30 protein-coding genes and 1 pseudogene are annotated in these 25,164 nt (G+C 70.7%); 3 read left to right on the top strand and 28 right to left on the bottom strand.

What is annotated here, in order from left to right; translation table 11 throughout:
• Positions 1-23: 23 nt before the first annotated feature.
• From QNO09_RS12840 to QNO09_RS12800, 10 genes are all read right to left on the bottom strand, one after another.
• Positions 24-743: a coiled-coil domain-containing protein gene (locus QNO09_RS12840; protein ID WP_283970258.1), complete on the bottom strand. Its 720-nt coding sequence runs from the start codon at positions 741-743 to the stop codon at positions 24-26.
• Between the two features lie 120 nt (positions 744-863).
• Positions 864-1,100, bottom strand: coding sequence for a WhiB family transcriptional regulator (locus tag QNO09_RS39925; protein ID WP_502962290.1), 237 nt, complete (start codon positions 1,098-1,100; stop codon positions 864-866).
• A 62-nt stretch (positions 1,101-1,162) separates the two neighbouring features.
• Positions 1,163-1,345, bottom strand: a complete 183-nt coding sequence (locus QNO09_RS12835) for a hypothetical protein (protein WP_283970257.1) — start codon at positions 1,343-1,345, stop codon at positions 1,163-1,165.
• 376 nt (positions 1,346-1,721) lie between these two features.
• Positions 1,722-2,003: a hypothetical protein gene (locus QNO09_RS12830; RefSeq protein WP_283970256.1), complete on the bottom strand. Its 282-nt coding sequence runs from the start codon at positions 2,001-2,003 to the stop codon at positions 1,722-1,724.
• Entirely contained in the window at positions 1,996-2,241 is a 246-nt protein-coding gene (locus tag QNO09_RS12825) for a hypothetical protein (protein ID WP_283970255.1), read from the bottom strand. The genes QNO09_RS12830 and QNO09_RS12825 overlap by 8 nt, the downstream gene beginning before the upstream one ends.
• A 230-nt stretch (positions 2,242-2,471) precedes the next feature.
• Positions 2,472-5,153: a hypothetical protein gene (locus QNO09_RS12820; protein ID WP_283970254.1), complete on the bottom strand. Its 2,682-nt coding sequence runs from the start codon at positions 5,151-5,153 to the stop codon at positions 2,472-2,474.
• Positions 5,150-5,500 carry a hypothetical protein gene (locus QNO09_RS12815; protein ID WP_283970253.1) on the bottom strand — a complete coding sequence of 117 codons (351 nt, stop codon included), beginning with the start codon at positions 5,498-5,500 and terminating at the stop codon, positions 5,150-5,152. Before QNO09_RS12815 ends, QNO09_RS12820 begins: the two co-directional genes overlap by 4 nt.
• A gap of 266 nt (positions 5,501-5,766) precedes the next feature.
• A complete protein-coding gene (locus QNO09_RS12810; protein ID WP_283970252.1) occupies positions 5,767-6,288 on the bottom strand; it encodes a hypothetical protein in 522 nt (173 codons plus the stop codon).
• A gap of 124 nt (positions 6,289-6,412) precedes the next feature.
• Positions 6,413-6,589, bottom strand: coding sequence for a hypothetical protein (locus QNO09_RS12805; protein WP_283970251.1), 177 nt, complete (start codon positions 6,587-6,589; stop codon positions 6,413-6,415).
• On the bottom strand, positions 6,589-6,816 hold the full coding sequence (locus tag QNO09_RS12800; RefSeq protein WP_283970250.1) for a helix-turn-helix domain-containing protein: 228 nt from the start codon (positions 6,814-6,816) through the stop codon (positions 6,589-6,591). Before QNO09_RS12800 ends, QNO09_RS12805 begins: the two co-directional genes overlap by 1 nt.
• 108 nt (positions 6,817-6,924) lie before the next feature.
• On the opposite strand from QNO09_RS12800, the gene QNO09_RS12795 reads away from it, so the two are divergent.
• Positions 6,925-7,581 (top strand): hypothetical protein, encoded by a 657-nt coding sequence (locus QNO09_RS12795; RefSeq protein WP_283970249.1) that lies wholly within the window; start codon positions 6,925-6,927, stop codon positions 7,579-7,581.
• 43 nt (positions 7,582-7,624) lie between these two features.
• Here QNO09_RS12795 and QNO09_RS12790 read toward each other — a convergent pair whose 3' ends face one another.
• Positions 7,625-7,912 carry a helix-turn-helix transcriptional regulator gene (locus QNO09_RS12790; RefSeq protein ID WP_283970248.1) on the bottom strand — a complete coding sequence of 96 codons (288 nt, stop codon included), beginning with the start codon at positions 7,910-7,912 and terminating at the stop codon, positions 7,625-7,627.
• A gap of 112 nt (positions 7,913-8,024) precedes the next feature.
• Between QNO09_RS12790 and QNO09_RS12785 the strand changes: the two genes are divergently transcribed.
• Positions 8,025-9,203, top strand: coding sequence for a site-specific integrase (locus QNO09_RS12785; RefSeq protein WP_283970247.1), 1,179 nt, complete (start codon positions 8,025-8,027; stop codon positions 9,201-9,203).
• A gap of 61 nt (positions 9,204-9,264) precedes the next feature.
• Here QNO09_RS12785 and QNO09_RS12780 read toward each other — a convergent pair whose 3' ends face one another.
• From QNO09_RS12780 to QNO09_RS12710, 15 genes and pseudogenes are all read right to left on the bottom strand, one after another.
• A complete protein-coding gene (locus QNO09_RS12780) occupies positions 9,265-10,761 on the bottom strand; it encodes a recombinase family protein (protein ID WP_283970246.1) in 1,497 nt (498 codons plus the stop codon).
• Positions 10,762-10,792: 31 nt separating this feature from the next.
• Positions 10,793-11,053: pseudogene (locus tag QNO09_RS12775) on the bottom strand (magnesium chelatase domain-containing protein); the annotation flags it as partial.
• Entirely contained in the window at positions 11,054-11,455 is a 402-nt protein-coding gene (locus tag QNO09_RS12770; protein ID WP_283970245.1) for a YraN family protein, read from the bottom strand. It abuts the pseudogene before it with no gap.
• Positions 11,456-11,554: 99 nt separating this feature from the next.
• Entirely contained in the window at positions 11,555-11,863 is a 309-nt protein-coding gene (locus QNO09_RS12765) for a DUF2469 domain-containing protein (protein ID WP_003993268.1), read from the bottom strand.
• Positions 11,864-11,920: 57 nt separating this feature from the next.
• Positions 11,921-12,445 (bottom strand): NUDIX hydrolase, encoded by a 525-nt coding sequence (locus QNO09_RS12760; protein ID WP_283970244.1) that lies wholly within the window; start codon positions 12,443-12,445, stop codon positions 11,921-11,923.
• Positions 12,435-13,214, bottom strand: coding sequence for a signal peptidase I (lepB, locus tag QNO09_RS12755; protein WP_283970243.1), 780 nt, complete (start codon positions 13,212-13,214; stop codon positions 12,435-12,437). The genes QNO09_RS12760 and lepB (QNO09_RS12755) overlap by 11 nt, the downstream gene beginning before the upstream one ends.
• Positions 13,215-13,265: 51 nt before the next feature.
• Positions 13,266-14,228 carry a signal peptidase I gene (lepB, locus tag QNO09_RS12750; protein ID WP_283970242.1) on the bottom strand — a complete coding sequence of 321 codons (963 nt, stop codon included), beginning with the start codon at positions 14,226-14,228 and terminating at the stop codon, positions 13,266-13,268.
• Positions 14,116-15,207 (bottom strand): signal peptidase I, encoded by a 1,092-nt coding sequence (lepB, locus tag QNO09_RS12745; RefSeq protein WP_283970241.1) that lies wholly within the window; start codon positions 15,205-15,207, stop codon positions 14,116-14,118. Before lepB (QNO09_RS12745) ends, lepB (QNO09_RS12750) begins: the two co-directional genes overlap by 113 nt.
• Positions 15,200-15,925: a signal peptidase I gene (lepB, locus tag QNO09_RS12740; RefSeq protein WP_283970240.1), complete on the bottom strand. Its 726-nt coding sequence runs from the start codon at positions 15,923-15,925 to the stop codon at positions 15,200-15,202. The genes lepB (QNO09_RS12745) and lepB (QNO09_RS12740) overlap by 8 nt, the downstream gene beginning before the upstream one ends.
• 45 nt (positions 15,926-15,970) lie before the next feature.
• Entirely contained in the window at positions 15,971-16,321 is a 351-nt protein-coding gene (gene rplS / locus QNO09_RS12735) for a 50S ribosomal protein L19 (RefSeq protein WP_003993262.1), read from the bottom strand.
• 136 nt (positions 16,322-16,457) lie between these two features.
• Positions 16,458-17,291 (bottom strand): tRNA (guanosine(37)-N1)-methyltransferase TrmD, encoded by an 834-nt coding sequence (gene trmD / locus QNO09_RS12730; protein WP_283970239.1) that lies wholly within the window; start codon positions 17,289-17,291, stop codon positions 16,458-16,460.
• A complete protein-coding gene (gene rimM / locus QNO09_RS12725) occupies positions 17,292-17,834 on the bottom strand; it encodes a ribosome maturation factor RimM (protein WP_283970238.1) in 543 nt (180 codons plus the stop codon).
• 81 nt (positions 17,835-17,915) lie between these two features.
• Complete coding sequence (locus QNO09_RS12720) at positions 17,916-18,155, bottom strand: RNA-binding protein (protein WP_003973401.1); 240 nt, start codon at positions 18,153-18,155, stop codon at positions 17,916-17,918.
• Between the two features lie 2 nt (positions 18,156-18,157).
• Positions 18,158-18,577 carry a 30S ribosomal protein S16 gene (gene rpsP, locus QNO09_RS12715; protein ID WP_010044494.1) on the bottom strand — a complete coding sequence of 140 codons (420 nt, stop codon included), beginning with the start codon at positions 18,575-18,577 and terminating at the stop codon, positions 18,158-18,160.
• A 293-nt stretch (positions 18,578-18,870) separates the two neighbouring features.
• On the bottom strand, positions 18,871-19,473 hold the full coding sequence (locus QNO09_RS12710; RefSeq protein WP_283970237.1) for a hypothetical protein: 603 nt from the start codon (positions 19,471-19,473) through the stop codon (positions 18,871-18,873).
• Positions 19,474-20,034: 561 nt separating this feature from the next.
• On the opposite strand from QNO09_RS12710, the gene QNO09_RS12705 reads away from it, so the two are divergent.
• On the top strand, positions 20,035-20,889 hold the full coding sequence (locus QNO09_RS12705) for a methyltransferase domain-containing protein (RefSeq protein ID WP_283970236.1): 855 nt from the start codon (positions 20,035-20,037) through the stop codon (positions 20,887-20,889).
• Positions 20,890-21,059: 170 nt separating this feature from the next.
• On the opposite strand, the gene ffh is transcribed toward QNO09_RS12705, so the two are convergent.
• Positions 21,060-22,610 carry a signal recognition particle protein gene (gene ffh / locus QNO09_RS12700; RefSeq protein WP_283970235.1) on the bottom strand — a complete coding sequence of 517 codons (1,551 nt, stop codon included), beginning with the start codon at positions 22,608-22,610 and terminating at the stop codon, positions 21,060-21,062.
• A gap of 81 nt (positions 22,611-22,691) precedes the next feature.
• Positions 22,692-25,139: a [protein-PII] uridylyltransferase gene (locus QNO09_RS12695; protein WP_283970234.1), complete on the bottom strand. Its 2,448-nt coding sequence runs from the start codon at positions 25,137-25,139 to the stop codon at positions 22,692-22,694.
• Between the last annotated feature and the right edge of the window lie 25 nt (positions 25,140-25,164).

Raw genomic sequence — 25,164 nt, 5'->3', positions numbered from 1 at the left:
CGCCACGCCCTACGAAGCCGGCTTCACTTCGAACCGAGCAACGCCTGAAAAGCGTTCAGCGCCCGCGGCGCCCTCGGCTGCTCCACCCGCCCCGGCGCCGACACCTCCGCCACCACAGCCGGCGAATCCTGCTCCACCGCCCGAGCCACCCACTGCAAAAGCACCACCAGGTCGTTGAACCTCCCCAACCGGGACTCGACCACCCGATGCACCAGCCACCCGCCCAAGCCAGCAGGGGACACCTCGTCGTACTCCCGGCCCTGCACCTTCACCACACACCGACCCAGCACCGTACGAACACCACCCGACTCGCCCCCACGAACGTCGAGCCCAGCCGCAGCCAACACATCCGCGTGAGACTGAACCGCCGCGTTGTACTCGACCCCCGCCGCCAACACACCCACCAGCACCTCCTGCGCCCGCTCCACCGCCTCGACAACCGCCCGCCGCCTCTCCGCCAACTCGACCCCCGCCGCCTTGATCTCCCCCGCCGCAGCCTTCTCCAACTCCGGCCGCGACTTCCGCCGCTTCTCCTCCTCCACCTGCGCCACATACGCCGCCCGCAACTCCGTCGCGTTCGCCCGGAACTGCGCCGCAAGCCGCGCCTCCTGCGTCAACCGCTGCGCACACAACTCGCTGTACGGATTGGCCGCCAACTCCGCCGCAGCCCCGTCACGCACCTGCTCCTTCTCGGCCGCGTTCACCTCAGCCCGCCGAACCTGCTCCTCAGTGATCTTCACCATGACCGTTACTCCTTGACCTGTTCTACCGGTAACCGGCACGGCACACTGCCGCCCGGGTCGAACTCAGACCCCCACCCCTCGAGCCGCGTAGCGACCGCTACACACCTCGAGGCCTCCCCGCTACGAGGCCACTGCCCCTACCCCCACTACCGAGCCAACACGACGCCGCCGCTCACGCTCCCGCCGCGTCGTCCCACCCCACACCCCGAACAGCTCCGGCCGCTCCAGAGCGAACGCCTCACAGACGTCGAGGTAGCTGCACCCGTCGCACAACGCCTCGGCGTCCGACTGCCGCAGCCCCTCCGCAAACCACGCGTCCGGATCCACACGGCACGGCACCGGCTCCCGGGCATCCATCACGAACTCGGGGATCCCGAGCGCCAACGCCGGCCGGGCACCCGCGAGGTTGCGGCCGCCGCTCACTCGGCACCCTCGTTGAGGCGCCAGTTCAGGCCGAGGACCGCGACACCGGCCGCGACGAACCCCGCGGTCGTCGACCAGGTGAATGCCGCCGTGGCCAGCAGCCCGAGCCCGGTCGCGTCCAGCACTTCCGACCGCGCCCGCAACAGGGCACCGCCCGCCTTCCGGACCCGCGCCCTCACAGTCGGCCCTCACGCTCTCTACGCGCCCGCTCCGCAGCCGCAGACAGCCCAGAGCCACCACGACCCCGCCCCGACACCTGACCGGCCCTCACAGCCGCCCACACGACCGCGACGAAACCCACCGTCAGACACACCACGGCCACCGCCGCAAAGGTCCATCCGTTCACCGTCCACCTCCTTGTTGTCGCCACACCCGCCAACACCCACACCGGAGCCAACCCAGTCCAGTTTTCAAACCCACACAGTCACGCTCGGGCCGCCCGCCTGGCCCGCCGCGCCGCACGCGCCCGAGCCGTCGGCGAGCATCGCCAGCCCTTCACCGCGCCCACCGTCCACAGGACGGCGGCCACACTGTGGAGACCGATCGAGATCACGTTCAGGGACATGGGGTTGTCCTCTCTGCGGTTGCTGACCCGCCGCCGGTCGACGGCCGGAACTCTGTGGGCCCGTCGACGGTGTCGCTGTCCTGCTGCTCGCCGTCCTGGTCGTCCTCGTCGGCGCCACGGCCGTCCTGCCGCTGGAGCTTCTGTGCGTGCCGGGCGGCGAGTCCGTGCTGCCGGGCCTCGGCCAACTCCTGCCGGCGCCGCCGGTCCGCCTCGGCCTTGGCTCGCACGGCGGCGATCCGGGCCCGTACCTGCTCCTCGACGTGGCTACTCATCGGGGCTGCCCGGGTCGTAGTTGGGGAGGTAGACGACCTCCCACTCGACTCGTTCGAAGGACTCAGCAGGCACGAGGCTGGGGGCCAGGCCGGGCCCGTTCGCGATGTAGGGCAGCAGGACCGCGGGGGCCACGCCGTCGGATGTGTACTGCGTGCCGGGCTGCCAGGCGACGACGGGGGTCAGATCTGCGTCTGCCTTGAGGTACCAGCCGGGTGCGGCGGGGATGAGGTCCGACATGTACTTCTCCTGTCTCTGGGGGGGGACAGGGGGGACGCTGTTTGTCCCCCCCTGTCTCGCGCGGTACGCGAGTCGAGAAGTTATTGATCTTGATCTTCTGTTTGCGCTGGTCAAACGGTTACTTGCGTGAGCAATAGTTCCGCTACGGAACCACTTTGATGCTCGGGAGAGGGAGGGAGGGGGGACAAACGGCGTCCCCCCGTCCCCTTGTCCCCCCCTCGTGTCCCCCCTCATGACGGAGGGACAGGACCAGGGCGGAACCCGCCGTCCTCCTCGACGACCCACTCGCGCAGAACCGCGTAGGCGAACGCATCAGACAGGTAGCGCTTGTCCCGACCGGCTACACGGCCACGTACTTGCTTGCGGGTCTGAGGGCCCTTCTCACGAGTGAGCGTCGCCAGCCGGAGGGCGAGACGCTCGACGGCCCGGTCGGCTCGCTTCTCCTCCGCCGCCTGCTTGGCGCCCTCCAGCCGCACTTCCTCCTCGATGCGGGCCTTGGTGCGCTGCTCCTGCTCCGCGCGCCTCTTCACCTCGGCGTACTCGATGACCGCGTCGCGGGTCTCGCACGAGGCCGTCCACAGCAGGTGGGCAAGCCGCCAGTCCTCGGAGTTCACGTGCCGACGGCCGGCGAGGATCGCCAGCAGCGACGCGAGCTTCACCTTCATCACGGGCGCCTGGGAGTCGAACGGGTTCGCCAGGACCGGGCTCACTTGCCCTCGCGCTTTGGCCAGGTCAGCCGCCCGCATCTCCGCTTTGATGGCCGGGTCGAAGGTGACCAGCACGGGCCCGCTCGCTTCGTCGCCGGGTGCGACGCAACCCGCGGTCTGCCACGCGGTCAGTTCCCCTGGCCATTCAGGCTGTTCGTCCGGGATCGCCGGGTCGATCACCTGCACCCACACGAACCGCTGCGGCGTGCCCTCGGCGACCTCCTCGAAGAGCGGGGCTACGGTCTCCGGCTGGAAGCCGACCAGCAGGCCCAGGCTGTACGAGCCGCCGGGGATGTACCGGCTGGTGTCCTTGCTGGCGTTGGTCTGCCCGAGCGTCTGCCCCACGGCCGCGCTGCGCAGCGTCTCGCCGAGCGTCGACCCTGACCGCTCCTTCGTGAGGCGGGTGAGGGAGGCGCCCTCGTCGACGTAGAAGAACGCGTGGTGCCGGACCTGCTTGCGAACCTGCACAGTCACGGGCGTCTCGGTTCCGCCTCGCCCCTTGCGTACCTCGCCGGTCTCCTCCTCGACGACACCCATGAAGACCTCGGCCAGGCCCTCGCCGGAGCCGATGGGAAGGCCGTCGCGGATGTCCAGGCTGGCGGGTGCGGGTAGGAGGCGGCTGGCGACGCCGACCCCGGATGACTTGCCGATGCCGGACGGGCCGATGATCCCGCCGAACAGGTTGAGTGAGGCGAGGTCGGCAACCCCCGTGTCCGCGCGGATGCGGTGCGAGACCAGGGCTGACAGGCGGGTGAGCACGGAGAGCAGGGCGACGTCGCCGGACCGGCTGCGGGAGTGCCCGGCCTGGCGGATGTGGCGTAGCTCGGGCCGCGCCGACCAGAAGGCTTCTGGGATGAGGCCTCGTACCTCGGGTACGCCTTCCGGCTCGGTGGGCGGTTCGTCCTGCGGGCCGTCCCACGGGTCTTCGTCGGCGAGGGCTTGAAGGATTTCGTGCTCGTCTCGGTCGCGCGTGGCGTCTGCCAGGCATCGGCGCTGGACTTCGGCCAGTACTCCGGGGGCGAGGTGCCGGGCCGCGCCTCTTGCGCCCCGTCCGCTGGCCGCCCGCATGATGTCGCGCGCAGCTTCGGCCGCGTCCCCGGCGTAGTTCACGTGGGCATACAGCGTGCCGATGGTCAGCTTTCGTCCGGCAGGCTGCGCCCCAACCGGGAGGTCGGCGCGCTCGGACCAGTTCACGGCTACGTGGTCGTCGCAGAGCAGGCTGTACGCGCTGCTCGGCGCGTCCCCGGCCACGGTCGGCCGCCGCCATCTCTGCCGCCCGTCCCCGCCCTGCCCGACGTACGTGAACCCCGCAGGCTCCAGCACATCCCGGAACTCCAGCATGTCCGCGAGGACATCGAGAGGACCGTCCCCGCTCCGCAGGCCGGCCGGGCGCTCCCGTCGCGGCGGAGGCACTGCCACGCCGGTCCGCTGCGCCTTACGTTCCTGCTTCTCCCGGGCAGCCTGAGCCAGCAGCTCGCGGGCCGCGGGTACGAGTTCCTCGATGCGCGCTGCCAGAGTCCCGAAGTCGAACACCTCGCCGGTGCCCGGCATGTGGCCAGTCGGGCGCTCCATGCCCTCCTTGCGGTTCACCGTTCCGGGGATCTTCATCAGGCGGTCGAGGTTGCCCACCTCGACATCCCAGGACCAGCCGTGCCGGAAGGCTTCCGCGGCGAGGATCGCCTGCACCCCGGTGGTGACCGTCTTGACCCGTGTCCGGTCTTCCTCGTCGCGGATCAGGTAGTTCTCGGCGAGCAGCCAAATGGGGTTGCATCCGCCCCCGGTGTGAACCCAGCCGGACGGCTGCGGCAATCCGGACTCCGCTACGACCTTGGCGACGGCGTCCGCGTCGGGAGGTGCGGGCAGGTCGTCGGGGCCAGGCTTGTGGCCAACGGTGCCGAAGTCGCCATCTGCCCACAGGTGGGTCAGGCCGAGGGTCAGGTCCTCGCCGCCCCGCCCCTTGCTGGGGTGCTCGCGCAGCGTGGTGCTCTGTACGTAGACACCCTTCGCCCTACGGCCGTCCAGCGTCACGGCGTACTGGACCGCCGCCGCGATGCCGTCCGGGTCCGTGGCGAAGCGCCGGCCGACCCACCCGTCGACGTCCGAGCACACGCTGAGGAGCCCGGGGCAGTCGCCGAACAGGTGCGTCAGGTATTCGCGCACCACCTCGGGCGATGCGGTGAGCGGCTGCTGGTTCGTGTTTGTCACCGACGGGGTCCTTCGATGTCGGCGGGACCGTAAAGGAGTTCGCAGGCGCCGCGCTCGCAGCCGAGGCGCTCGGGCCCCGGGACCACACCTACGAGGCGACTGAGGACCCGCTGCGCTTCCGCCACTCCGTCCGGCTCGTGGCCCTTGACGACGATCGTGGTGTCGGGGTGGGCTGCGGCGACGATCGCCCGCAGGTTCGCGTCTCCCTCGTACACGCGCTCGGCCCGCCCGATGTGGACCTCGATGTTCGTACCCGGTGCGTATCCGGCCGGGGGGACGAAGATGGTCGGCTGGAACGACATGAGCGTGTCGCGCTCAACCTGCCTGGAGAGGTCGACGACGACCACGCCCGCGATTCGTACGCGAGGCTGCGTCGGCCGTGGGTGCAGCCGAGTGATGGTCGCGTTCGTGCTGCCACATGCCTGGGGCCCGTTCCCCAAGGGGCCAGAGGTGTTGGTCATGGGTTGGTCCGTTTCGCTGGTTGGCCGTTAGGCGAGCGGCCTGCGGAAGAGGGGGGACGTGGGCGCGGTGGTGGCGGACCGCGGGGAGGTTCAGGGCCCCGGGCCCCGCCCGGCCACGAGCCGGGCGGAGTCAACGAGGCCGAGAGGACTGGTCACGCCTGGGCGCTGCTCGGCTCGATGGCCTCGACGGTGTCGGCCATGCCGTCCATCGCGTCGGCCAGCTCCCGCAGACGGGCGGCCGTGATGCGCGCCTGCTCCGGGTTGAGGTCGTCGCCCATGAAGGACACGGCAGGCGGCTCGTCGCCGACGTCGGTGACGCACGCGAACACGAGGGGCTCGCCGTACTGGTCGAAGGACCGCACCATGAACTCCGGGCCGGAGTGGTCGTCGTGGGTGTCGACCTCGTCGCACCAGTCGTAGACGTCGCAGGGGCGGCCCGGCCGTCCGGCGTCCCGCTCGGCGGCCTCGCGGGCGAGGACCTGGTGCAGGGTCTCCGCCGTGTACTTGCGGCCGTGCTCGATGAGAGCGCCCATGATCCGGTCGACGGCCACCTCGACGCGGGCGGCCTGCTCCGGGTCCTCGACGTGCTCGCACGGCTCCTCGACGAGGAACGGGAGCGCCCGGCCGGTCGGCGTGGTGTCCAGGGCAGGGATGGTCTTAAGCTGGTGAGACAACGTCTTCTCCTTCTCTGAGATGACGAGCCCTCGGTCGCTGTAGGAGGTGAGCCGGGGGCTTCGTCGTTGGTGGGACGTTCAGGCCCGGTCGCTGGTGGTGATGACACCGACGGCCGGGCCGCTCTCATGCGGCCGTGCTGTGCGGCTCGGGGTCGGTCCAGATGAGGACCTGAAGCCGGGCGACGGTCTCGGGGCCGAGGGGAGGCGCCTCGTTCACGAGCTTCAGCACGTGAAGCCAGTACGTCTCACCGGCTTTGTCGCCGCGGGCTGCGGCCTCTGCCGCGAGCTTCTCGGCATCCATCAGGCAGCTCCTGCCGTGATCTCAAGGACTTCGGCCAGTCGAAGGGCAGCCGCACCGCGCGGCGACGAGGTGCCCTGCTCCCAGCGGTAGACCGTCGAGGGGCTGGTGCCGATGGCATCGGCGATCTCGCGGAGCGTGAGACGGCGGTTTTCGCGCTGTTCACGAGCCTTGCCATTGGCGACAAGCGCGCGAACCTCGCTGATCCGCCGAAGGTCTTCGGGGTCCATGCCCACTATCTAAAGGCATCCCGTCGCGTTTCGCAAGGTGTGCACTCACATTTCGAGAGCCAATCCTTTGCGTTGCAATCCGCAGGCCGGGCGGGCACGATGTACGGCATGACCACCCCGCCACAGCACCCCGTTTGGATCACGGACCCTGAGCCCATCGAGGGGGCTCCGGACGACGTCAGCCAGGTGTACGTATCCCTCGTGCCAGCCAGTGATCCGCACGTCATCGTGCGCTTCCAGTACGTCATCCATGAGGGCCGGAAGATCGAGGGCCCGTACGCCATCCATGTACAGCAGGCCCCGGACACACCTGTCGAGGAGTGGAAGCCGGTGGGCGCCACACTCATCCGAGACCTGCCGCTCACGAAGCTCGAACGCGTCGCGCGGATGATGCTCACCTTCGGACAGCGGACTCCAGAGGGCGCACCCTTGGATCTGAGCGCTGGCGTGTTCGAGCCACCGCCGGCCGTAGAGGAGATTCCAGCGCGCGCCGAGAAGATGGTTCGCTCACGGCACCCCGACGTCGACCCCGACCACGGCCCCGGCGCGCTCCGACGCTGGAAGCGCCTCACCAAGTTGGCGGAGGTGCAACTTGAGTACAACGCTGCCGCGGCAAGGGGCGAGAAGGCACCCGCCACCGTCGTCGCCGAGCAGCGCGGCGTGTCGCCAGCCACCGTGAACACGTGGCTACACCACGCGAAGAAGGAGGGGCTGGACGCTCAACTCGCCCCAGACATTTCCGTCGTCGCCGTCGCCAGCGAGTAGCGGCGCACCTCATCTCCTCCCGCTCGGGAGGGGATTTCGTTCCTCAGCCCCGACAGGCACGCCACGGGTGGGAGCGGCCGGCGTCGTCGACAGCGGCGGCCGACAGTAGCGCCGCACCCGCAGCCCCCAGCTTCAGCACTGCGGCGAGCAGCTCGGCCACCTTCACCGAGGGGCAGCGCTCGCCGCGCTCCAACTTCGAGATGTAGTCCGGCCGGACACCGACCGTCGCGGCCACTGCGCCCTGTGAGAGTCCGGCTTCCTCGCGCGCCTGGCGCAGCGCCTCGCCGAGTCCCGCCGGAGGTGTGCGCCGCTGCCGAATCACCGTGTGCATACAGTCGACGATATGAGGGCGAGTCAACTCGGGCATGGACCTAGGGCCACCCCGTTACCAGAGGTAGCCCCGTATAATTTCCCTTATACAAGGCTAGTTTGAGGGAGGGTCAGTGATCGATACCGGCACCGCCGTTGAGGTGGTCGACGCCGAACTCGTGGACGACGACGAGGGCCACGCGCTTCCCGCCGTCGCCGAGACGCCGGCACCCCGCACCCTCGTGGACCGGCACACCCTGCTGCGCCCCGGCGCACCGGTCCCGACGACCGCCGACCTCCCGAAGTACACCGAGGCCGACTTCCGGATCTCGCGCGAGACGGCCGACCTCATCGACGAGGCACCGCCCGCCAACACCTCCCGCACCTACGGCTCCGCCCTCGGCCAGTTCCGCACCTGGTGCGAGGAGAACGGCCGCGTGGCCATGCCGTGCACCACGGCGACGTTCGTCGAGTACGTCGGGCACCTGGTGCAGCGGGACATGGCGCCCACGTCCGTCCAGGTCCACATGTCGGCGATCCGCTCCGCCCACCCCGACGGCCAGCAGCCCGGCACGAAGGAGGCCCGCCAGATCCTCCGCAAGCACTCCCGGGAGTGGGCCCGGCGCCGCACTCCCCGCAAGGCCCCGCCGATCCGTACGCCCGCCCTCGCCGCCATGGTCGGCACCTGCACCGCCCAGGACGACCGCGAGCAGCCCAGGGCCCTGCGGGATGCCGCCCTGCTGACGCTCGGCTGGGGGATGCTCGCCCGGCGCAGCGAGCTCGCGAACCTCCTGATCGAGCAGCTGGTAGTTGAGGACGACGGCGTCACGGTGCTGGTGGCGTTCTCCAAGACCGACCAGGCCGCCAAGGGCGAGTCCACGTTCGTGCCAGCCGACCCCGACGATCCGGCTGTGTGCCCCGTGCGCCGGGTACGGGCGTGGCTGGAGGAGCTGCGCCGGCAGGGCATCACGTCCGGGCCGCTGTTCCGGCACATCACCCGAGGCGGCACCATCCGTCCCCGCTCCGGGCCGCGGGGTGACTTCCTCAGCCCCGACGCCATCGGCGACGTTTTCAAGACCCGGGCCGACCTCGCCGGGGTGAAAGGTCCCGACGGCCGCCCGGCGACCGCGCACGGCGCCCGGCGTGGCCCGGCGCAGGAGATCGCCGATGCGGGCGGGGACCCGACCGCGCAAGGGCGGTGGAAGCCCGGCTCCCAGACGGTGAGGAAGCACTACGTCGAGCCCGCCCAGGGCAAGGCGAACAACCCGCTGCACGCCGCCCGGGCCAAGGCCCGCGAGCAGGCCGACACCTGAGCGGACGGCGACAGCAGAGGGCCCGGCCAGGGACTCCCCCGGCCGGGCCCTCTCCCTCTGGTCAGTCAGTCGGGCGCTTCCACTCGATGCGCACCGCGTCCGGGTTGAAGTACGACTTCGTCACCCCCGGCTGGAATCCCGCCGGCCGCCCGCGGCGCGCGGGCAGCAGGGTGACCGTCATCAGCGCGTCTACGATCGCCCGCTGCTTGTCCAGGTGGTAGTCCGGCCACTCCTCGACCACCTTCGGCGTACCGAGTGGCAGACCTGCGAGCACCGACTGCTGAGCCTGCGCCGTCATCCGCGCCTCGACCTGCTCCAGCCGCTGTCTGGTCAGCGCGGTCCCGTCGAGCATCTGCTGCCGCGTGATGAGGTCCTCCGCGTAGTCAGCGGCCAGGGACTCAAGCTTGCCCCGCAGCGCGTTCGCAGTGGCCGCGAGATCCTCATGCCTCTCGGCCGATCGGGCAGGCGGCACCAGGACAGCAGCAGCGTCAGGCCGGGACAGCCGTACCAACACGAGGTTGGTCACGTGCTCGTCCAGCGGGGCAGCCACCCGGGTGACGTGCTTGCCCGTGCGGCAGCGATACGCCGGCACGTGCACGCCCCGGGTCCCCTTGCCCGACGTCGAGCAGCGCACCGTTTCCGTGCACTCGTCGAACCCGCAGCGGTAGAGGCCCGTGCCGAGCCACACGCGGCCGTTGCCCGGGGTCGTACGGCGCTCTGCCCGCTCCAGCACGGCCTTGCACGCCCGCCACTTCTCCTCCGGCACCAGCGGTTCCCACGAGGCCTTGCCGACGATCTCGCCCTTGTGCTCGATCAGACCTGCGTTCCGTGGCCTGAGCAACATCTTTCGCAGTTCGGTGGGTGTCCAGTCTCGGGACTCGGGTTCGCCGCGGGTGCCGTCCGGCTGCTTGTACCGGCGCGCCACCGTCCTCACGCCCTCTGCCGCCAGACCCCGGCACACAGAGCGCAGGCTGTCCCCGGCGATGATGGCGTCGGTTGCTGCCCGGACGTGGCGCGCCTCGTCCTCGCGGATCGTGACGCCGTCCGATTCGTAGCCGAAGGGGCGGGGGCCGCCGCGGTACTCGCCACGCGCGAGGTTGTCGGCCTTCGCATCCCGGACGCGCTCGCCGATCTGCTCGGCCTCGTGCTGTGCGTCGACAGCTGCACGGAGGGCGTCGCGGCGCCCGTCTGCGGTGGCCAGGTTGTAGCGGCCGGCCTTGACGGTCTCGACCTCCAGGCCCTTCTCGGCGATCAGCTTGAAGAACTCAAGGCCGTCGTCGAGCCGCCGGTAGAAGCGCGTCGGGGCCAGGGCGTAGGCGCCCTCTGCGTGACCGGCCCGGAGGAAGGCAAGCATCTTGAGGTAGTCCGGGCGCGGCTTGCCGCTGTAGGCGGACCGGTCGTCGTCTGTGAAGACGGCGACGATCTCGTCACCGTTCTTGTCGGCGAGAGCACGGCATTGCCGCTCCTGTCGGTCGACGCCGTTCTGTCTGCCTTCTCGGTCGTCGCTGATCCGGGCATAGACGACCATGCGTCGGCCGGCGCGGGGAGGGTTGGTCATGGCCTGAGGGTACGGGTTAAAAGCGTTCAAGCGCCACCCTTGACAGGTCGAAGCCGCTGCCGGACTTCGGCACCGAGGCCGGACTCAGGCCAACGGTGAGCTTCTTCTGGGGCCAGGCCGCGCCCGAGTTGACGACCGCGGCGCGCACCCGGTCCCGGCTCTCCGTGAGGCTCTTGTCGGGCAGCCCCACCAGCGTGAACGCCGCGACGCCGGGTTCGAGGTCGGCCTGGACCTCGACGACCACGCCCTCCACGCCCACCAGGGTGACCGAACACGTACGGGCGAATGCCATTCAGGCCACCCCCCGCACGTGTTCGACCACGGCGGCGCCGCGGGCGGGCAGCAGCACTCCGACCACGTCGATGCGGACCCCGCCGGGCGGGGCGCCCCCGTGTGTCTGGATCCACCGCTCCGCCAAATCCCGCAGCCGCTCCGCCTTCTGCGGGGTCACGGCCGCCATCGGATGCTCGAAGGGGCTCTCCCTGCGGGTCTTCACCTCGCAGACGACCAGGACGTCCCCGTCCCTGGCCACGATGTCGATCTCTCCGGCGCGGCCGGAGCGCCAGTTGCGCTCCAGGACCGTCAGACCGGCCGCGGCCAGCTGCCGTGCGGCCAGGCTCTCCCCGTACCTGCCCATGGCGCTGCGGGCCAGATGTGCGTTCATGTCGGCACCACCTCCGGCGCCAACGATCACGCACCCGCCACCACGAAGTGGATCTTGGTGGACAGCTCAGCGGCTGTGGACAACCTCACCACCCACCCGGGTGACCGGAGGCCGCGACGACGGGTGGGCTCACCCGCTCGGCAGCTCCAGATCGCTCTTGTTCAGCTCCTCAATGTTCACATCCTTGAACGTGAGGACCCGGACCTGCTTCACGAACCGCGCCGGCCGGTACATGTCCCACACCCAAGCGTCCGCCATGGAGACCTCGAAAAACACTTCACCCTGGACCGAGTGCACCTGCATCTCATAGTCGTTGGTGAGGTAGAAGCGCCGCTCGGTCTCGATCACGTATTTGAACAGACCGACGACATCGCGGTACTCCCGGTAGAGCTTCAGCTCCATCTCGGTCTCGTACTTCTCGAGGTCCTCGGCGCTCATGGCATGTTCCCCTTCAGCCGTGCGATCCCCCCCATTGTGCGCCAGTCCCGTGAGCCCCTAGACGATTTCCGGGTCAAGGATCACAGGCCTGGCCGGGGGACCTTCGTCGAGCAGCGTGCGCAGCAGCCCGGCGAGTCTGGTCGGATACACCGTCTCATGTGCCCGGCTCAGTTCCGGACACGTCCACCAGCGCGCTCCGGCGACACTGCGCCGTTCCAGCTCGGTCAGCCCGGCGGCGGCGACCGTCGTGCGGTCCGTGCGAGCCAGGTAGTACCACTCGTCCTGGTCCCAGCGGCGGCCCGCGAACGGGAAGGAGCACCTCCGCCGCCACAGCACCGGCCCGAGCTCCACCTCGGTGATGCCCGTCTCCTCGGCGAGTTCCCGCAGGGCGGCCTGTTCACGGCTCTCGTCGCCCTCCACTCCCCCGCCGGGCGTGAACCACCAGTCGTCGGCAGGATCGTCGGGCTCGTGTCCGTGCAGCAGGAGGATGCGGTCCCGCGGGTCGAGCAGCACGACCCGGGCGACCCTGCGCAGTCCGCCCCGGTAGGTGTCCTGGCCCGGCTGCACGGCCTCAGCGGACACCCGCGGGCTCCGAGCGCGCCCGTCGGGCCCGGGCGGCCGCGGAGCGCTTGGCGATGGGCCCGTAGGCGCCTCCGCCCAGGACGAGCACCGCTCCCGCGATCACGAGGAGAGTGATCGTCCGCAGTGGGCCGGGCGAGGAGAGGGCACCGAGCGGCTCGAAGCCGGTGGGGCGCTCCAGCATGCCCTCCATCGGCCACACGACGGCGTCGACGCGGGCGTCCACGGCGGAGCGCGCCACCGTGCCGCTGGCGGCGTCGGTCAGGTGGGCGGTGGAGTCCACGGAGTTGCCGCGCTCGTCGCCGAGCAGGAAGAGACGGCCCTTGGGGACGGTCACGGCCGGGAAGTTGCTCATCTCGGCCGGGGTGCCGTCGGGCAGGTACGTCTCGTCGATCTCCTTGCCGTTGACCTTCAGCTTGCCGTCCTGGCAGCAGGAGACCGTGTCCCCGCCGACGGCGACCACGCGCTTGACCATCGGCGCGTTGGCCCAGGTCGCGTCCTTGAAGACGACGACGTCACCGCGGTGGACCTCGGCTCCGTCGACGCGCTGCGCCAGGATCCGGTCACCCGCGTCGATCGTCGGGGTCATGGAACTGGTGGGGACCGTGTACGGCCGGTAGACCACCGCTCCCCAGGCGAAACCGCCGAGGAACAGCACCAGGCCCAGCGCGACGGCCAGCCCGGACAATCGCTGTCCGGTCCGGCTGCCCACCGGGCCCGTGCTCGGGCCACCGCTGCGCGGGGCCGTGTGCGTCCTGCTCTCGCCACCCATGGGTCCGCACCCTACCCGGGGGTACCGGCCGGGGTCAGCCCATGGCCGGGATCACAGCTTCCGGCGACGCCAGAGCACGACCGGCACCACACCGAGGAGCGCGATTCCCTGCGGCGCGACCGGAAGGCCGCCGACGGCCGGCCGGGCGTTGAGACCGGCCTGGTCGAAGGTGTCCGGGACCGTCAGGGTGTCCCAGCGGTTGATCGGCCAGGCGATGACGACGGCGCGCCCGACGACGTCCTTCACCGGGACCATGCCGTGGTTCTTGTCGGCCTGGTTGTAGCGGGAGTCCCGCGAGTTCTGCCGGTGGTCGCCCATGACCCAGATGAAGCCCTCGGGGACCTTCACCTTGAACTGGCCGCCCTGGTCGTCCTGGCTGCACGGCGTGTTGCCGGCGTAGACGTACGACCGCTCGTCCAGCGCCTTGCCGTTGACCGTGAGCGGGCCGGTGCCCTCGCACTGGATCGTGTCGCCGCCGACGCCGATGACGCGCTTGATGAGGTCCTTCTCCTCGGCGGACGGCATGAGGCCGATCCAGCTGAGGAAGGTCTGCAGGGCGTTCGGGTCCGCGGTCGGCTCGCCCGCCAGCCACTTGTCCGGGTCGTGGAAGACGACGACCTCGCCGCGCTCGGGCTCGGACCCGAACCAGGGGGTGAGCTTGTCGACCAGGACCCGGTCACCCTGCTGGAGGGTGTTCTGCATCGAGTCGGAGGGGATGGAGAAGGCCTGCACCAGGAAGGTCTTGATCAGCAGCGCCAGGACCAGCGCGATACCGATCAGGATGGGCAGCTCCTTCCAAAAGGAGCGCGGCTTCTTCGGTGTCCGGGCCGTGCCGCCCGGCTCCTGGTCCCCGGCTGTCGTGTGCTCGTCCGTCACCCTGTCGTCCTCGGCTGCCCCGGAGTCATTCCCGGAGGTCACGGCGCTGTCCGCGGCCGGGACGGCGGATTGCGCGGGGCGTCCGCGATGCTCCTCGCCGTCGTGTCCGGACCGTGCGCCAACCGCCACATCCCCCACGCCAACTCCTCACTCTGTGCCGCTGCCTGCCCCCTAGACGGCGCAGGCCCACCACTCCCATAACGAGCGGGAGTTCCGCAGGGGTCGGGAGCTGGATCGTTCCGTTCGCATCGTAGGGGGCAACCCTATGCGACGGTTCGGGGGCAGCGGTCGACCCGGTGGCCGAGTCGGACACGGAGGCGTACGTCTTGGGTTCCTCCAGCATGTTCCAGTGGCCGAAGGGCCAGGCGATCACCATGGCGCGGCCCACGACCTCGTCCTCGGAGACCGTGCCCCCGTAGTCGGTGTCCTGGTGGGCGCGGGAGTCCGCGGAGTTGTTCCGGTGGTCGCCCATGACCCACAACCGCCCCTGAGGGACGGTGATGTCGAACGGCGTGTCGGACGGGGCGGCGCCGGGATACAGGTAGTCCTCGATCAGCGGGATGCCGTTGACGGTCACGCGCCCCTGCGTGTCACAGCACTTGACCCGGTCGCCGCCGACGCCGACGACCCGCTTGATGAGGTCCTTCTCGTTCTCGGAAGGCAGCAGGCCGATGAAGGTGAGCCCTTCCTTGACCTGCTTGACGACGATGGGGTCGGTCTTCTGCGTGATCGGCTGCTCGTCCTGGAGCCAGCCTCCCGGGTCCTTGAACACGACGACGTCCCCGCGCTGCGGCTTCGAGCCGAACCACGGGGTGAGCTTGTCGACCAGGACGCGGTCGCCGATCTGGATCGTCTGCTCCATGGAGCCGGACGGGATGACGAAGGCCTGGACGAGGAACGTCTTCAGCACGAGCGCAATCAGGAGGGCGACGCCCACGAGGAGCGGTATCTCCTTGACGGCACCGCGTCGGCGCCGCCGCTTGACCTTGCGCTGGAGCTTGCGGCGTTCGGCCCGCGTACGACCGCTGCCGGACGGGGCGGTGCGTCGAGCGCCGGTGGGCAGCAGGTTCTCCGCAGGGCTCGCGGGGACGCCGCGCGGTTTGCCTCGGTTACCCATGGGCGCCCGCCCTCGCGGCCGCGGGCACGCGCGTGTAGGCGTCGGGGCGGTGCAGCCGGCCGGCGTGGCCGAAGGGCCAGACGATCCAGTCGGCGCGTCCGATCACCTCGCCGACGGGGATCATGCCGCCGCCGGGGGAGCCGAGGTGGTCGCGGGAGTCGCTGGATTCGCCGCGGTGGTCGCCGAGGACGAACAGGGTGCCGTCGGGCACGACGACGTCGAAGGGCACCGCGGACGGGCTGTCGCCGGGATACAGGAAGCCCGACTCGTCGACCGGCCGGCCGTTCACCTGGATCCTCCCCTCGCTGTCGCAGCAGACCACGTGGTCTCCCCCCACGCCGACAACGCGTTTGATGTAGTCCGCGTGCCCGAAGTACCCGGTCCCGTCGAACACGACGATGTCTCCCCGCTGCGGCGCAGCTTCGAAACGGTACGCCAACCTATTTACGAGAACCCGGTCCCCGATCCTCAAACCCTGCTCCATGGATCCGCTGGGGATCTGGAACGGGCGCACCACGAACGTGCTGAGCAGCAGCGAGAACAGCAGGCAGAGCAGCAGGGTGAGAGTGAGCCGGCCGCCCGGGACCCAGGAGCTGACCCGCGCCACCAACGTGAAACGCGACCGGTCCTCCGGCCCTGCGGCTTGCGAGGTCGTCGCCTCGGAACCGGAAGGGCGGGAGGAGCGGTCGCGCTCCGTCGGCTGTGCTTCGGTGTCCATCGGAGCCAGATGCTATCCGGCCCCGACGCGAACCCCGGAGAGCGCTCAGCTCTCGCGCTTCTCCTTGATCTTCGCGGCCTTGCCGCGCAGCTCGCGCAGGTAGTACAGCTTGGCGCGGCGGACGTCACCCTTGGTGACGAGCTCGATCTTCTCCACGATCGGGGTGTGCACCGGGAAGGTGCGCTCGACGCCGACGGAGAAGGAGACCTTGCGGACCGTGAAGGTCTCGCGCACGCCGGAGCCCTGGCGGCGGATCACGACGCCCTTGAACTGCTGCACACGGGAGCGGTTGCCCTCGATGACCCGGACGTGCACGTTGACCGTGTCGCCCGGGCGGAAGGCGGGGACGTCGCTGCGCAGCGACGCGGAGTCGACGGTGTCGAGCAGGTGAGACATTTCGTCTGCTTTCCTCGCTGATGCCACAGGTCATCAACGGAAACTAGGTCTTGCGGAAGGTGGGTCGCGCGGGTCGGGGCGGACGTCGTCTCCCCCTGTGGCAGGGGCGCACGCCGGACGGACGCACAACAGCTGGCTATTCTTCCACGCCCTCGGTCCTGCGCCAAAATCGGCCGTACGGCTCCCCCGCAGGGTCCGGCGCCCACCCCAGGATGGAGAGCATCTCGCGGTCCTTCTTGTCGAAGGCCTTGGGGTCGCAGCGCTCGATGAGGTCGGGCCGGTGGGCCGTGGTGCGCTTGAGCGCCTCGTCGCGGCGCCAGCGGGCGATCCTGCCGTGGTGGCCGCTGAGCAGCACGTCGGGGATGTCCCGGCCGCGCCACTCGGGGGGCTTGGTGTAGACGGGCCCCTCCAGGAGGTTGGCCATCGCGCCGGGCGCGAAGGAGTCGTCCCGGTGGGACTCGGCGTTGCCCAGGACGCCGGGCAGCAGCCGCGCCACGGCCTCGGTGACGACGAGGACGGCCGCCTCGCCACCGGCCAGGACGTAATCGCCGATGGACACCTCGTAGACCGGCATCCGGGTCGCGTACTCGTCGATGACGCGGCGGTCGATGCCCTCGTAGCGGCCCGGCGTGAAGATCAGCCACGGGCGCTCGGAGAGCTGGACGGCGAGTTCCTGGGTGAAGGGGCTGCCGCTGGGTGTGGGCACGATGAGGGCGGGCGCCCGGGAGCCCGTCTCGTAGCCGTCGGCCAGGACGGAGTCCAGCGCGTCCCCCCACGGCTCGGTCTTCATGACCATGCCGGGACCGCCGCCGTACGGGGTGTCGTCGACGGTGTTGTGGCGGTCGTAGGTCCAGGAGCGCAGGTCGTGGACGTGCACGCCGAGCTGTCCCCGCGCACGCGCCTTGCCGACGAGGGAGACGTTCAGCGGTTCCAGGTACTCGGGGAAGATCGTGACGACGTCGAGGCGCATTTACGGCTCTTCCCGGCTGGAGGCGATCTCGGCGCGGTCGTCGATCAGACCGGGCGGCGGGGTGATGACGGCCCTCTGCTCCTCCAGGTCGATCTCGGTGACGATCTCCTCGACGAAGGGGATCAGCACCTCGCTGCCGTCGGGGCGCTCCACGATGAACAGGTCCTGCGAGGGCAGGTGGGAGATCTCCGTGATCCGGCCGACCTCGGTGCCGTCCGCGGTGACCACGTCGAGGTCGATGAGCTGGTGGTCGTAGTACTCGTCCTCGTCCTCGGGACGTTCCTCCGGATCGACCTCGGCGATCAGGAGGGTGTTGCGCAGGGCCTCCGCGCCGCTGCGGTCGCTGACGCCTTCGAAGCGCAGCAGGAGGCGGCCGCTGTGGACGCGGCCCGTCTCGATGGTGAGCGGTCCCGTGGTGGCGGGATCGGTGGCGAGCACGGCACCGGGGGCGAGCCTCAGCTCAGGCTCGTCGGTCCGTACCTCGACGGTGACCTCACCCTTGATGCCATGGGCACGGCCGATCCGTGCGACTACCAGCTGCACGTGTCCAAGTCTCCTGTCATACAGCGACGGGCCGGGGACGGCCCTCAGGCCCTCCCCGGCCCGAGCCGGTTGCGATAAGCGTCAGCGGACGTGGTCCACGTCGACGAGGTCGACGCGGACTCCGCGACCGCCGATGGCGCCCACGACGGTGCGCAGGGCGCGTGCGGTGCGGCCGTTGCGGCCGATCACCTTGCCGAGGTCGTCCGGGTGGACCCGGACCTCGAGCACGCGACCGCGGCGCAGGTTGCGCGAGGCGACCTGCACATCGTCAGGGTTGTCGACGATGCCCTTCACGAGGTGCTCGAGAGCCTCCTCGAGCATGCTCAGGCCTCGGTCGAAGCGGACTCAGCGGCGGCCTCGTCCTTCTTCTCAGCCTTCTTCTTCTGGGTGATCGCCTCACCCTTGCCCTCGTCGTCGCCACCGATGGCCTCGAACGACGGACGCGCGGCCTTCTCGGGCTGCGTCAGCAGCGGAGCCGGGGCGGGCTCGCCCTTGAACTTCTGCCAGTCGCCGGTCTTCTTGAGGATGGCCATCACGGGCTCGGTCGGCTGAGCGCCGACACCGAGCCAGTACGCCACGCGCTCGGCGTCGACCTCGATCACCGACGGGTTGTACGTCGGGTGGTACTTGCCGATCTCCTCGATGGCCCGGCCGTCACGGCGGGTACGGGAGTCGGCGACGACGATGCGGTAGTGAGGCGAACGGATCTTGCCCAGACGCTTCAGCTTGATCTTGACTGCCACGGGAGTGGGTTCTCCTGGTTTTGACGTGGTTGGGCACGGCGAGAAAGCCGCGTGGGGTTGCGGTACCCGAGTGCCCGATGGACGCGTCAGCCGGAGGCGAGAGGGTTCCTGTGCGGCTGTCGAGTACAGCTAGCCATTGTGCCACACCCTGGGGCCCCTCCGGGCCGGGGGCATCACCCGCTGCGCGGGCATGCCGAAAGCGCACCCGGCGTGGAGGTGAAGCCCGTCGGGTGCGCGTCACGGCCCGAGCCCTGCGCCACTGACCGGCACCCACGAGATGCCGGCGGAGGGCGTCAGCTCGCTACCGCTCCCACGACGTCCGGGATCCGGAACGGCTTGCCGCAGCCGCCACAGACGATGGGGGCCTGGGCGAGGACGGACGGTACGACCCGGACGTTGCGGCCGCAGTCGCAGACCGCCTTGACCCGGACGCCGCCGCCGGAGGAGCCGTGGCGGGCGGCCGGGCCCCGGAAGGTGCGGGAGGTGTCGGAGGAGGTCGCGGCGGTGTGGGCCTTCAGGGCGCGCTGGAGGCGTTCCATGGTCGGGCGGTAGCGGCGCTTCGCCTCGGGGGTGAGCGTGACCAGGGAGAAACCGCTGCTGGGATGCGGTTCCTCGGGGTGGTCCAGGCCCAGCTCCTCGGCGATCGCGAGGAATCTGCGGTTGTGGTAGCGGCCGGCACGGGAGGTGTCGCGGACGCCGCGCGCGGCGGCGATGCCATGGACTGCCTCATGGAGCAGTCGCTCGAAGGAGAGCTCGTGACCGCACGCGGACGACGACTCCCCGATCAGGGACTCTGGCGCGGCAAGGTCGGGCAGCTCGGGGTGGTACCGCTGAATGTCGGCCCACGCCTGTGCCAGCTCTGCGGCGAGTACAGGTGGTGTCTGTGTCGTGCTCACGTAATGACAACGAGCCGGGGTGCCCCAGTGTTCCGATTCCGGGCCATCCCAAATAATTTGCACGTACCCGTCAGTTGCCTCTGATGCGTCCCGACGAGGGCGGGTGCGCTGATCTGTGGATAAGCCTCACAGCTCACCACAAGGTGGTGCGTAGTTCCGCGTACGCGCCGGCGCGTAGAGCGCGTCCGCGCGCCGGTGCGCCGGGGTTCCGCCGATGCGCAAGAGGCGTTTCGGTCACCTCGCGCCCCGTTCGGTCGGCGCGGGCACCACTCGGCAAGCGCGTGCGACGACCGCGACGTTACCCGTTGCGTCGCCGGCGCCCGGCACCGACGCGCCCCTGGCGGCCGGAGACCGTAGGGTCACCGCGCGATCGGCGGGCCCAGGTTGCCGGAATGTGAAATCTCGCCATAGGCACATGACAACTCACGAACCGGGCCGCATCCCACTGGACGACAGGTCGAGGGGGGAGTTTCCTGGCATACGGGGGTAGTGCGAGCGCACTGTCACGGGGGCCATGGAATCGGGCAAGAGGCAACTCTCGGCGGATTGGGGCGCTTACTTATGACACCTACGCTCGTGCGGCAGCACCTGCCTCACGCGGGGACCGCACCCCGCGTCGATGTGCGTGCACGCGCGCGTGACTGGTCCGAGATCCAGGAGCGGATGCTCGTACCGCTCTACGAGGCCGTCTACGAGCGACTGGAAGTGGGTCCCGCCACGCGGCTGCTCGGCCTCGGCTGCGGTTCCGGACTCTCCCTGCTGATGGCCGCCGCCCGGGGAGCGACGGTCACCGGTGTCGACGCATCTCCCGAAAGAATGGCCCTGGCGCGGGAGCGGCTGCTCCCCGAAGCGCCGGGCGCACGTCCGTGGCCGCACACCCGGCTGGTCGACGGCTCGCCCCGGGACACCGCGGAGCCGGGCGCTCCCGGGTACACCCTGGTGACCGCCTTCGAGCCGATCGGGTGCCTCGCGGGCGACTCGGAGGGCCTGGGCGGACTGCTCGCGGAGGCCACGCCGCTCGCCCAGCGCGGTGCGGCCGTGGTGCTGGCCGGCTGGGGCCCGCCGGAGCGCTGCGCGACGGCGTCCGTGATGCGGGTGGCCACGAAGCTGGCGGAGCCGTTGCGCACCTCGGGCAGCTGGCGTCCCGCCTGCCGGGACGACCTGGAGGACGTCGCCCAGCGGGCCGGGCTCGAGCCGGACGGGTCGGGGCGGGTGGCATGCCCCTTCGGCTACGCCGATGTGGACAGCGCGGTACGCGGCCTGAAGTCGACGGGGCTGTTCGACCCGGCGATGACGGCGACGGACCAGGTGCAGGTGGACAAGGAACTGGTCGAGGCCCTGCATCCGCACCAGCGCCAGGACGGGACGGTGTGGATGCCGAACGTGTTCCGGTATCTGATCGCCCGGACGCCCTGACGCCCGGACGCCTGACGGACAAGCTTCCGATGCGGGTGTGAAGGGCGCGGGGAACGCACCGGAGGCCCGGCGCGGAAGGGCGAGGCGGACACCGATGCGGAGGCAGTGAAGGTGAAGGGCGCCCTCCTTGAGGAAGGAGGGCGCCCCTCACCGCGGTTCCGGGCGGGTCGTCAGCCCATGAACTTCTTGAACTCGTCGGGGAGTTCGAAGTCCTTGCCGCCCTGCTGCGGCAGTCCGAAGGCGTTGCCGCCCTCGGCCGCGGCGGCCCGGCGGGCGGCCTCCTCCTGCTCCTGCTGCTTGCGCTTCATCGGGTTGCCGGAGCGCTGCTTGCCCTTGGCCTGCTTCTGCTTCTTCTTCGTCCGGCCGGGGCCGCCGCCCATGCCGGGCATCCCCGGCATCCCGGGCATGCCGCCGCCCTGGGCCATGCGGGACATCATCTTGCGGGCCTCGAAGAACCGCTCGACCAGGTTCTTGACCGCGCTGACCTCGACGCCGGAGCCCTTGGCGATACGGGCGCGGCGCGAGCCGTTGATGATCGTCGGCTCCTGGCGCTCGGCCGGGGTCATCGACTTGATGATGGCGGCCGTGCGGTCGACGTCCCGCTCGTCCAGGTTGTTGATCTGGTCCTTCATCTGGCCCATGCCCGGCAGCATGCCGAGCAGCTTGGAGAGGGAGCCCATCTTGCGGACCTGCTCCATCTGGGCCAGGAAGTCGTCCAGGGTGAAGTCCTGGCCCTTCTTGGACGCCAGCTTGGAGGCCATCTTCTCGGCCTCTTCCTGGCTGAACGTCTTCTCCGCCTGCTCGATCAGGGTGAGCAGGTCACCCATGTCGAGGATGCGGGAGGCCATCCGGTCAGGGTGGAACGCGTCGAAGTCGTCGAGCTTCTCGCCGTTCGAGGCGAACATGATCGGCTTGCCGGTGATCTGCCGGATCGACAGGGCGGCACCACCGCGCGCGTCACCGTCGAGCTTGGAGAGCACCACGCCGTCGAAGCCGACACCGTCGCGGAAGGACTCGGCGGTGTTGACGGCGTCCTGGCCGATCATCGCGTCGACGACGAACAGGATCTCGTCCGGGGAGACGGCGTCGCGGATGTCCGCGGCCTGCTGCATCATCTCCTGGTCGATGCCGAGGCGGCCGGCGGTGTCCACGATCACGATGTCGTGGACCTTCGACTTGGCGTGCTCGATGGAGTCCTTGGCGACCTTGACCGGGTCACCGACGCCGTTGCCCGGCTCGGGGGCGTAGACCGCGACACCGGCGCGCTCGGCGACGACGCTGAGCTGGTTGACGGCGTTGGGGCGCTGGAGGTCACAGGCGACCAGCAGCGGCGAGTGGCCCTGCTCCTTGAGCCAGCGGCCGAGCTTGCCCGCGAGGGTCGTCTTACCGGCACCCTGCAGACCCGCCAGCATGATCACGGTGGGCGGCTGCTTGGCGAAGCGCAGGCGCCGGGTCTCGCCGCCGAGGATGGTGACGAGTTCGTCGTTGACGATCTTGAGGACCTGCTGTGCGGGGTTCAGCGCCTTGCTGACCTCGGCGCCGAGGGCGCGCTCCTTGACGTTCTTGATGAACGTCCGGACGACGGGAAGCGCCACGTCCGCCTCGAGGAGCGCGATCCGGATCTCGCGCGCCGTGGCGTCGATGTCCGCCTCGGAGAGCCGTCCCTTGCCGCGCAGGTTCTTGAAGGTCGCTGAGAGGCGATCGGAAAGAGTATCGAACACGGCGCTCGCGGTCCTCGGGGTCGGTGGCTACAGGGAATCGCCCTCCAGGGTATCCCGGCGTGACAAGTCGCCGGGTCGGCCTCACCCCCGCAGTGTCTCCTCCAGCTTCCGCGCCACGGACGCCGCCTCCTCCCCGGGCAGGGGCGCGCCTTCCGGGCCGGTCACGTAGAAGGCGTCGACGGCGTTGGCGCCGAGGGTGGAGACGTGCGCGCTGCGTACCCGCACGCTCGCGTCCTCCAGGGCGCGGCCGATGCGGAACAGCAGGCCCGGGGCATCCTGGGAGCGGACCTCGATGACCGTGGCCAGCCGGGAGGCGGCCGGGTGGACCGATACCCGGGCCGGCGGCGCGATCACGCCCCGGCGGCGCGGATAGGCCGCGTCCCGTTCCCCGAGGCGGCCGGCGATGTCCAGGGAGCCGTCCAGGGCACGGACGAGGTCCGCGCGCAGCCGGGCGGCCTGCGGCAGGGAGCCGTACTCGGCGGCGACCCGCCAGTCCAGCAGGAGGACGGAGCCCTCGACACCGTCCGGGAGGTGCAGGGAGCGCAGTTCCGCGGTCCGTACGGTCAGCCGGTGCATGGCGAGGACACCGGCCACCGCGGGCAGCACTCCGGGCTGGTCGGGAACGGCGATGAGCAGCTCCACACCGAGCGGCTCGGGGTCGCCGGACGGTTCCTGCCCGGCGGGTGGCTCGGTCTGCGCCCGCAGGGCGAGCACCGGGCTGCCCGTCGCGGCCGCCTCCAGGGCGAGACGCTCCTGCTCGGCGGTCGGCGCGGCCTCCTCGGGGTCGTCCGGGGCGTCTCCGGCGAACACCGCCGAGACCCTTTTGACCAGGTCGGCGACGAGGGAACCGCGCCAGGACGACCAGGCGGCCGGGCCGGTGGCCAGGGCGTCGGCCTCGGTGAGCGCGTGCAGCAGCTCCAGGGTGCCCTGGGAGCCGACGGCCTCGGCGACCGCGCGCACGGTGGCCGGGTCCTCCAGGTCGCGCCGGGTGGCGGTGTCGATGAGCGTGAGGTGGTGCCGTACGAGGGTGGCGATGACGGTCACGTCGTGGCGGTCGAAGCCGATGCGGGCGGCGACGTCCTTGGCGATGATCTCGCCGGCGACCGAGTGGTCGCCGGGCCAGCCCTTGCCGATGTCGTGCAGCAGCGCGGCGACCAGCAGCAGGTCGGGGCGGCTGACCCGGCGGGTGAACTCGGAGGCGCGCACCGCCGTCTCGATCAGGTGCCGGTCGACGGTCCACAGGTGCACGGCGTTGCGCTGCGGGCGGCAGCGGACCCGCTCCCAGTCGGGCAGCAGCTGAGTGATCAGCCCTTCCGCCTCCAGCGCCTCCCACACCTCGATGGTGGGGCGGCCGGAGCCGAGCAGGGTGACGAGCTGTTCGCGGCCCTCGGCGGGCCAGGGCGCGGGCAGCGGGCGCACGGTGGCCGCCAGGCGCCGTACGGCGTGCAGCGAGAGCGGGAGTCCGGCCTGTGCGGCGGCGGCCGCGGCGCGCAGGGGCAGCACCGGGTCGCGCTCGGGGCGCGCGGCCCGGGCGAGCACCACCTCGCCGTCCTGCTCGACGACGCCCTCGGCCAGCGGGGACCGCTCGGCGGTCGGCTTCCCGCCGCCCAGCATGGCGCGCAGCCGGGGCCGCACGGCGCGCGACCGCAGGACGCGCCCCACCTCGCGCCAGGTGACATCACTGGCGTACGACACGAGCCGCGCCGCCTCGTACACCTGCCGCAGCAGGGTGTCGGCGTCGAGCAGGCCGAGCTCGGCGGCCACCTGGTCCTGCTCCTGGAGGGCGAGCCGGTCGGTCGCGCGCCCGGTGGCCAGGTGCAGGGCGTCCCGGACGTCGAGCAGTCGGCGCCGGGCGTCGGCGAGGCCCTCACGCGGGGCGTCGGCCAGCCAGGAGGCGGCGACGGCCCGAAGGGCGGTGGCGTCCCGCAGCCCGCCGCGGGCCTCCTTCAGGTCGGGCTCCAGCAGGTACTGCAGCTCGCCCTGGCGTTCGGCACGCTCGGCGCACAGTTCCTGGAGTTCGGGGAGGCGTTTGGGCGCCTGGTTGCGCCAGTCGGCCAGGACGGCGGTGCGCAGTCCCGCGGTGAGCCCGAGGTCGCCGGCGATGTGCCTGGCGTCGAGCAGGCCCAGCTGCACCTTGAGGTCCTCACCCGCGGTCCTGCGGGCCTCGGCGGGTGTGCGGACGGAGTGGTCGAGGTCCAGGCCCAGGTCCCAGACGGGGTACCAGAGCCGGTCGGCCAGGGCGGCGACCGCCTTGGCGTCGCTGCCGTCGTGCAGCAGGAGCAGGTCGAGGTCGCTGCGCGGGGACAGCTCTCCGCGCCCGTAGCCGCCGACGGCGACCAGGGAGGCCCCCCGCAGCCCCTCCGCGCCCGCGCTGAACAGACCGGTCAGCCAGTCGTCCGTCAGTTCGGCGAGGGCCGCACGGCGCGGCGGCCCGGACCGCGTCTCCTCGGTGAGGAGACGCAGCCGGGCCGCCGCGTAGCCGCTGGGTCCCGAGTCCTCTGCTTCCTTCTGCACGTCCGTACCCGTCACCCAGTGGCTCCTGTTCTGTTCGCCT

It is taken from the genome of Streptomyces sp. 378 (assembly GCF_030124145.1).
GTDB lineage: Bacteria > Actinomycetota > Actinomycetes > Streptomycetales > Streptomycetaceae > Streptomyces.
This window is presented reverse-complemented; position numbering and strand designations above follow the sequence as displayed.